Origin of the sequence: Cupriavidus sp. SK-4 (genome assembly GCF_000611125.1) — a bacterium.
Taxonomy (GTDB): Bacteria; Pseudomonadota; Gammaproteobacteria; order Burkholderiales; family Burkholderiaceae; genus Cupriavidus; species Cupriavidus necator.
On sequence record NZ_JFJW01000141.1, the window covers coordinates 1 to 8,567 of the forward strand.

Genomic DNA, 8,567 nt, shown 5'->3' on the forward strand with positions numbered 1-8,567 from the left:
CGCCAGCGCGCGCACGCGGCTGCCGAAGGCGCCGTCCAGCGGGAACGTGCGCGGGCGCGCCATCAGCCGCGCGGGCAGCGCCACCGAGCGCGCCGGGAAGTCCGCCACCAGTTGCAGGTTGCCGTCCAAGCCCAGGAATTCATGATGGCTGCCGGCCGGCACGATCAGGCCGGTGTGGTCATCCACGCGGTAGACGTGGCCGTCGATCTCCAGCTCGGTGGCACCGGCCAGGCCGAACAGCAGCTGGTGAAAGTCGTGCTGGTGGCCGTCCGGCTGCGGGCGGTAGCGCCGGTGCTCGACCAGCGGCGAGGCGTGGGGTTCAGCTGGCTTCGGCATGCCGCAACCTGCCAGGGGTCTGGCACAGCCAGACGCCCGCGCCGGCCACCGCCATGCCCAGCGCCTGCACCGCATCCAGCCGTTCGCCGAACAGCAGCCAGGCCTGCAGCGCGGCCAGCGGCGGCGCCAGGAACATCAGCGCCGCGGCATTGGCGGCCTGGCCGCGCCGCACCAGGCTGACGAGCAGCCAGGTGCCGGCGCCTGACAGGCCGATCGCCGCCCACGCCAGCGCGGCCCACAGCGCCACGCCGCCATGCCAGTGCAGCGGCGCGTCGGCGGCCTGGATCGCCACCATCGCGGCGGCCACCCGCANAGCATGGCGCCCAGGTTCTGCCAGGCGGAACTGGCGCGCAGGTCACAGGCGGCGATGGCGGATTTCTGCAAGAGGGTTCCCATGGTGATGGAGACAATGGCCAGCACGCCCAGCAGCACGATCCAGGGCGACAAGGCCGGCGCGGCCGTGTGCATGCCGGCCTGCATCGCCGGGGCGACCACCAGCGCGACGCCGAGCGCACCCAGCGCCAGGCCCTGCCACGTCCGCCTGGACGGTAGCTCTTTCAGCAGGGGGATGGCAAGCAGCGCGGTCAGCAGCGGCTGCAGCGCGCCCAGCAAGGCCATGATCGCCGGCGGCAGGCCCCTGGCCACGGCGCCGTAGCCGGCGCACAGGTAGATGCCCTGCATCAGCGCGCCGGCCAACAGGTGGCGCGGCGCCTCGCGCAGCGGCGGCCAGGCCGCGCGCGCGGCCAGCGACCAGGCCACGAACATCAGCCCCGCCACGGCAAAGCGGCCCAGCAGGAACAGGCTGGTATCGGCCAGCGGCACGATGGCCTTGCCGACGATAAAGCCGGTGGACCAGATCAGGACGAAGGCAACGGTGGGCAGCCAGGCGGCAGCGGACAGGAGGCGCGACATGCATGCAGGCGTTTCCGCCGGGGGCGGGATCGGAGGGACAGAGCGCAAGGCTAGCCAGGCAGCGTGCCGCTGTCTTGGCAAATCCGGCAATCGGCATGCTGAAAGCATTGGTAACACTCCGGCGGCGCCTCCGGGTCAACCAATGTGCGCTTGCCACGTAACATGGTGATGTTGATCGAACAGGGCGAGGAGAAAGGCATGAATCCGGCGCAGCATTCGAGACAATCCGGCCGGGGCGCGCTCGCCGACTGGCGGGCCGCCGCGGCACTGGCACTGGCAGCGTGCCTGGCCGCCTGTGCACAGGTGCCGGCCGAGGCTGGCGGCAGCACCACCTCCACCGACCTGCGCTGGCTCAACACCGTCACCTACGGCGCTGACCAGGCCACCCTTGGCGACCTGCGCCGGCTGGGCCGCAAGGGTTTCCTCGAGCAGCAACTGACGCTGCCGCTGGCCGATCCGCCCGAACTGGCGGCCGCCATCGCAGCCTTGCCCAACCTGCAGGCCGATGCCGCCGCGCAGATCCAGTCCGCGCGCGACGCGCGCCAGCGCATCGACGCACTGCCCGACGACAGCAAGCAGCAGGCCCGCCAGGCGCTGAACGCGCAGGGCCGCGAGATCGTGGCCGATGCCACGCGACGCCACCTGTTGCGCGCCTTGTATTCTCCGGCGCAGCTGCGCGAGCAGATGACGTGGTTCTGGATGAACCATTTCAACGTCTATTCGGGCAAGGGCCAGGTCCGGCTGCTGCTGGCCGACTACGAAGAGCGCGCCATCCGCCCGCACGCGCTCGGCCGCTTCCGCGACCTGCTGATGGCCAACGTGACCGCGCCGGCCATGCTGGTCTACCTCGACAATGCCCAGAGCAGCGCCAACCGCATCAACGAGAACTACGCGCGCGAGTTGATGGAGCTGCATACCATGGGCGTCGCCGGCGGCCCCAGCGGCTCCCGCTACACCCAGCAGGACGTGCAGGAGCTGGCGCGCGTGCTGACCGGCGTGGGCGTCAACCTGCGCGGCACGCCGCCGCGACTGCCGCCGGCGCGCGCGGGGCTGTATCGCAGTGAGGGCTTGTTCGAATTCAACCCGGCGCGCCACGACTTCGGCGCGAAGACGCTGCTGGGCCAGCGCATCGAGCCGGCCGGTTTCGACGAGGTGGCGCGCGCAGTGTCGATCCTGGCGCGCGAGCCGGCCACCGCGCGCTTTATCAGCGCCAAGCTGGCCGCCTATTTCATCGCCGACAACCCGCCGCCGGCGCTGGTCGAGCGCATGGCGCAGACCTTCTCGCGCACCGATGGCGATATCGCCGCGGTGCTGCGCACCTTGTTCCTGGCGCCGGAACTGGACCGGCAACTGGCCGCGCCCACGCGCAAGTTCAAGGATCCGATGGTCTATGTGGTGTCGTCGATGCGGCTCGCCTATGAAGGCCGCCCCGTGGCCAACCTGCGCCCGGTGATGAACTGGCTGAACCAGCTTGGCGAGCCGCTCTACGGCCACGTGGCGCCGGACGGCTATCCGTCGTCGGAAAGCGCGTGGGCCAGCTCGGGACAGATGGTGCGGCGCTTCGAGATCGCGCGCGCGATCGGCTCGGGGCCGGCGGGATTGTTTGCCGGCGATGGCGCGAGGCCGCGCGGCGCGCGCTTCCCGATGATCGGCAACAAGCTGTACTTCGACACCATCGAAGCCACCCTTGGCCCCGCCACCCGCGCCGCGCTGGCCCAGGCGGAATCGCAGGCCGAATGGAATACCGTGCTGCTCGGCTCGCCCGAGTGGATGCAGCGCTGACAGGGAGCGGACCATGCAACGCCGACAATGGCTGAAAACAATGGGCGGTGCCACGCTGGGGCTGGCGCTGCCCGCCATCGCCTCGCGTGTCTATGCGCTGCCGGCGCAGGCCGATGCGCGCTTCCTGCTGGTGTTCCTGCGCGGCGGCTATGACGCCGCCAGCGTGCTGGTGCCGGCTGGCAGCGATTTCTACTACGCCGCGCGGCCCAATATCGCCATCCGCCGCCAGCCCGCAGCCGGCACGGACGCCGATCCCAATGCCGCGGTGGCGCTGGCGCCGGCCTTTGCCGCCGACAGCACCGCACGCGGCATCGGCGACTGGGCGCTGCACCCGGCATTGGCCGCGACCATGCTGCCGCTATGGCAGCGCGGCCAGCTGGCCTTCGTGCCGTTCGCCGGCACGCACGACCTGTCGCGCAGCCACTTCGAGACCCAGGACGGGATCGAGGCCGGCTTGCCTGGCGAGGGCGAGGACCGCAATGCCGTAGCCTCGCTGCGCGGCAGCGGCTTCCTGAACCGCCTGGCGCAGGCCATGGGCGGGCAGGCTGCGCCAGTGGCCTTCACCGACGGCTTGCCGATGGTGCTGTCCGGCCCGCGCGACGTGCCCAATGTCTCGCTCAAGGGCAGCGGCCGCACCCCGTTCGATGCGCGCCAGGCGAAGCTGCTGGCGCAGATGTACAGCGGAACCCGCTTTGAGTCGCTGATCGATGAAGGCTTCGAGCTGCGCGAAACGGTGGCGCGCCAGGCGCAGCCGCAGCCCGGCATGTCAGGCAACGACGCCGGCACCATGGCCGCGCGCATGCAGGAAATGCAGGCCGCCAACCGCCGCTCGCTCAGCGCGCGCGGTTTCGAGGTCGAGGCCCGGCGCATGGCCGGGCTGATGCGCGAGCGCTTCAACCTGGGCTTTATCGACGTGGGCGGCTGGGACACCCACGTCAACCAGGGCGGCGCGCAGGGGCAACTGGCCGGCCTGCTCGACAACCTCGGCCGCGGCCTGTCTGCCTTTGCCGCCGAGATGGGTCCTGTATGGGACAAGACCACCGTGGTGGTGCTGTCCGAGTTCGGCCGCACCTTCCGCGAAAACGGCACGCGCGGCACCGACCACGGCCACGGCACGGTCTACTGGGCCGCGGGCGGCGCGGTGCGCGGCGGCCGCATCGCCGGCGAGCAGGTGGCGGTGGAACAGGCCACGCTCAACCAGAACCGCGACTGGCCGGTGCGCAATGAGTACCGGGCGGTGCTGGGCGGGGTCTTCCGCAGGCTGTACGGGCTGGATGAGGCGCGGTTGGCACAGGTGTTTCCGGGGGTGCGGGGGCGGGATATCGGGTTGGTGTAGCCGTCCGCGCCGCGCTGTCCGGAGGGGCGTTCAGTTGCTACCGTTGGCGGGGGAGATGACGGTTGGCGCGAGGGGCGTGATGGGCGCTGGGGGCGGATTTGCGGAAGCCGGGGGGGCAGGGGTGGTGTTAGGCGCTTGTTCGGCCTGAGGGGTTGGCGCAACTGGAGCGCTGCCCGCGCTCATGTCCTGCGGCACCGCAATCACCGTCTCCCCCCGGTCCAGCGCCAGGCTGGAATCATCCGGGCCGACATCCACTGCGGCAGACGATGCCGCGCCGGCCGGCGGTGCAACCTCAGCCTCCGGCGCGGGCAGCGCCGGACGGCGCGGTGCCGGGCGCGGCGCCGGGGTCTCGCTGGTCTTGTCGCGCGTGAACAGCTGGCTGAACCAGCCGCGCAGCTGCGTGCCCAGCGATGTGAACAGGTTGGTCTCTTCGTGCTCGGCAAAGCGCGCGCGGCCGTCGACGATGCGTGAGCGCAGCGCGCGCTGGTAGAAGTCGCCCACCATCGGCAGCGCGCTGTGCGCGCCCTGGCCCCAGTAGTCGCTGCGCAGCGTGACGCGGCTGTCGTTGAAGCCGACCCAGGCGCCCGCCACCAGCTCCGGATGCATCAGGATGAACCAGCCGTCGGCATTGTCCTGGGTGGTTCCGGTCTTGCCGGCCACGTCGGCGCGGATGCCGAAGCGCGAGCGGATGCTGGCGCCGGTGCCGCGGTCGATCACGTCGCGCATGACGTCGAGCAGGGTTTGCGTGGTGGCGGCGGGCAGCGCGTGCTCGGCGCGGGCCGGGCGGAACACCTGCAGCACATTGCCCTGGCGGTCTTCGATGCGCGTCACCATGGTGGGCGCGATGTAGTCGCCGGCGTTGGCAATGGTGCCGTAGGCGGCCACCATCTCCTTGAGCGTGACCGGGCTGGTGCCCAGCGCCAGCGACGGCACCACGTCGAGCTGGCTGTCGCGCACGCCCATGTCGCGCGCCAGCCGCGCCACGCGCGTCGGCCCCACTTCGTGCATCAGCTGCGCGGTGATGGTGTTGCGCGAATAGACCAGGCCGTCGCGCAGTGACATGGCGCGGCCGGTGGGGCGGCCTTCATCGGTGGGGCGCCAGATCTCGCCGCCGGCCAGTTCGATTTCCACCGGCTGGTCCACCAGCGTGTCGTCGGGGGTCTTGCCTTCTTCAAAGGCCGCGCCGTAGACAAAGGGCTTGAAGGTCGAGCCCGGCTGGCGGCGCGCCTGCTGCACGTGGTCGAACGCGTCCTGGGTGTAGTCGCGGCTGCCGACCCAGGCGCGGATCTCGCCGTTGCGCGGATCGATGGCCAGGAAGCCAGCCTGGATGCGCGTCTTCTGCTGGTGCAGCGCGCGCATGAAGGCATGGTCGGACATCAGATGGCGCAGCGCCTCTTCCGGCGCGGTGCCGGCGGCGATGGCGGCACGGTACTCAGGGGTCTCGCGCACGAAGGCCTGCACCAGCGGCAGGTTGGCGGCCCAGCCCGCGCGCGGCGCCCAGGCCGCGTTGGCGATGGCCTGCAGCCGGTTGCCCTGCTGCACCACGGCCTGCGTGGCCATGGCCTGCAGGCGGGCGTCGATGGTGGTATGCACCACCAGGCCGTCGGCGTAGATGTCGTAGCCATTGCGGTCGGCCCAGCCGATCAGCCACTTGCGCAGCTGTTGCGCGAAATGCGGCGCGGGGCCGGGCGGCTCGGTCTGGCGCTCGAAGTCGATGCGCAGCGGACGCTTCTTCAGCTGCTCATAGCGCGCCGCATCCAGCTTGCCGCGCTTGACCATCTGGCCCAGCACGATATTGCGCCGGTCGAGCGCGCGCTCGGGGTTGAGCACCGGGTTGTAGTAGCTGTTGCCCTTGAGCATGCCGATCAGCGTGGCGCTCTGCAGCACGTCGAGCGAGCGCGCCGGGCGGTCGAAGTACGTGCGCGCCGCCATCTCGATGCCGAACGCGTTGTACAGGAACGGCACCGTGTTGAGATAGGTCTCGAGGATCTCGTCCTTGGTATAGAGCGCCTCGATCTTCAGCGCGGTGATGGCTTCCTTGAGCTTGCGCGTCAGCGTGGGCGCGCGGCCGATTTCATCGGGATAAAGGTTGCGTGCCAGCTGCTGGGTGATGGTGGACCCGCCCTGGCGGTCGCCGGAGAAGGTATGCACGGCGGCCGAGGCCAGCCGGCGCCAGTCCAGCCCGTGGTGCTGGTAGAAGCGATGGTCTTCGGTGGAGATCAGCGCAGCCACCACATTGGGCGAAATCTGCGACAGCGGCACCCAGTCGCGGTTGGCCCACTTGAACACCGCCAGCTCCTTGCCGTCGGCGGACAGCACCTGGGCCGGCTGCTCGGACTTGGCCTTGCGGATATCGCTGATGCCCGGCGTGAACGGGATCAGGACCAGCACATAGAGCAGGAGGGCCGCCGGGATGGCGGCCAGGCCCACCAGCACGCCGCGCCGCGTGGGGCGCAGCGACCCGGGCCGGGTCAGCCCGGCGCGTGCAAGGCGCGCGGCCATGCCTGACAGGCGTTGCTGGAGGGGGGCAGGCAATGAAGCCTGCAGCGAGGCGAGCAGCGGGGCAAGCCGGGTCTTGATCTCAGCCAGCCTCATGAGGCGAAGCGGTCGAGGCACAGGCACATGGCGGCACGGGGCACTGGCATTACCGTCGTCGGAAAAGCATGCATCGTACCAAAACGTTCCCCTTGGTTACAGGGAAAACCCCCATTCGGGGCTATCCGCCACTTTCTGCTGCGAAGCATGGGTCACAAAGGTTTCATATTGCGCCGCGACAATGCCGAGGCCGCAACTTGTGCGGACGATGCGCCGTTGCCGGGTTGCCCGGCTGGACCGGGTTGGCCTTGCCGACCTGGCCTGGGTCCGGCGCGGTGTGGTGCCTCAAACAGAACACAGAGAAATTACAGTGAAGAAAGCTCTCCTTGCAATGACGGCAGCAGCGGCCGCGTCGGCCGTATCCGGGGTGGCGTCGGCCCAGTCCGCGTCGAACGTTACGCTTTACGGCATCGTCGATGCCGGTGTCGAAGTGATCAGCCACGTGCCGGGCAGCAACGGCGCCCAGGGTACGGCAACGCGCCTGAACTCCGGCAACTTGTCCGGCTCGCGCTGGGGCCTGCGCGGCACCGAAGACCTGGGCGGCGACCTGAAGGGTATCTTCGTGCTGGAGAGCGGGTTCGACATCGATACCGGCACCTCGGGCCAGGGCAACCGCCTGTTCGGCCGCCAGGCCTATGTCGGCCTGCAGGGCGGCTGGGGCGCGGTCACGTTGGGCCGCCAGCAAAACGCGCTGTACGACCTGTTCGGCGCCTTCGACCCGATGGGCGTGGGCCCGCGCTACTCGCTGAACAGCGTTGACTCGGCCTTCAACGGCCGCGCCGACAACGCCATCAAGTACACCGGCAAGTTCGGCGGCCTGACCGCCACCGGCTTCTACAGCTTTGGCCGCGACAACAACGGCGAAGTCCCGGGCGAGCCCAAGGTCGCGCGCAACTTCGGCGGCGGCCTGTCGTACGCCGCGGGCGGCTTCTCGGTCGGCGCTGCCTACGACCAGTACCAGGGCGCCACCGTGGCGCTGCAGGACCGTGCCGCCAAGCGCGCCGCGGTGGGTACGGCCTATGCCTTCGGCGGCGCCAAGGTGTTTGCCGGCTACCGCTGGCTGAAGGACGACGGCGTGTCGAGCGCCAGCGCCGCTTCGACCCGCAGCAACGTGTACTGGGCTGGCGCGCAGTACCGCTTCACGCCTGCCTTCCAGCTGACCGGCGCGGCTTACTACAACGACACCCGCAATAGCGATGCGGATCCGTGGATGTTCGTGCTGTCGGCGGACTACTCGCTGTCCAAGCGTACGGATGTGTACCTGAATGTTGGGTACTCGAAGAACAAGTCGGGGTCGGCGCTGGGGCTGAATGGGGTTGGTACGGTGGTGGCTGGTGAGAACCAGACTGGTGCTACCGTTGGTCTGCGTCATCGCTTCTGAGCGTAACTGCCTGATGCCCGCCTGGCAGGTTGTGATGCCTGCATGGGTGGGCGATTAACTGTCATATCGACACCTGCGGATTGCATTGCGGGGTTCGTTGGGCCGGTTGATTTGATCGGCCCTTTTTTCCTGATCCTCGCCCTGGTTGCGGGGGTGTTGTTGTTGCCATGCGATCGCTCGTCGTCCTTGGCAGGCGTGGCTGTTTCGCCGGCTGCGCCGGCGAAA

General features: G+C 69.6%; 4 protein-coding genes and 2 pseudogenes. 3 read left to right on the top strand and 3 right to left on the bottom strand.

Annotation, left to right across the window (positions count from 1 at the left end):
• A pseudogene (locus CF68_RS28375) lies at window positions 1-336 on the bottom strand (AraC family transcriptional regulator); the annotation flags it as partial.
• Window positions 320-1,248, bottom strand: a pseudogene (locus CF68_RS28380) (DMT family transporter). The pseudogenes CF68_RS28375 and CF68_RS28380, both read right to left, overlap by 17 nt.
• Before the next feature lie 198 nt (window positions 1,249-1,446).
• Here CF68_RS28380 and CF68_RS28385 point away from each other — a divergent pair.
• Window positions 1,447-3,030, top strand: a complete 1,584-nt coding sequence (locus CF68_RS28385; protein WP_035825534.1) for a DUF1800 domain-containing protein — start codon at window positions 1,447-1,449, stop codon at window positions 3,028-3,030.
• Between the two features lie 13 nt (window positions 3,031-3,043).
• Window positions 3,044-4,366 (top strand): DUF1501 domain-containing protein, encoded by a 1,323-nt coding sequence (locus CF68_RS28390; RefSeq protein ID WP_035825529.1) that lies wholly within the window; start codon window positions 3,044-3,046, stop codon window positions 4,364-4,366.
• Window positions 4,367-4,396: 30 nt separating this feature from the next.
• Here CF68_RS28390 and CF68_RS28395 read toward each other — a convergent pair whose 3' ends face one another.
• A complete protein-coding gene (locus tag CF68_RS28395; RefSeq protein WP_035825531.1) occupies window positions 4,397-6,961 on the bottom strand; it encodes a penicillin-binding protein 1A in 2,565 nt (854 codons plus the stop codon).
• A gap of 310 nt (window positions 6,962-7,271) precedes the next feature.
• On the opposite strand from CF68_RS28395, the gene CF68_RS28400 reads away from it, so the two are divergent.
• Window positions 7,272-8,342, top strand: coding sequence for a porin (locus CF68_RS28400; RefSeq protein ID WP_035825532.1), 1,071 nt, complete (start codon window positions 7,272-7,274; stop codon window positions 8,340-8,342).
• Window positions 8,343-8,567: the final 225 nt, after the last annotated feature.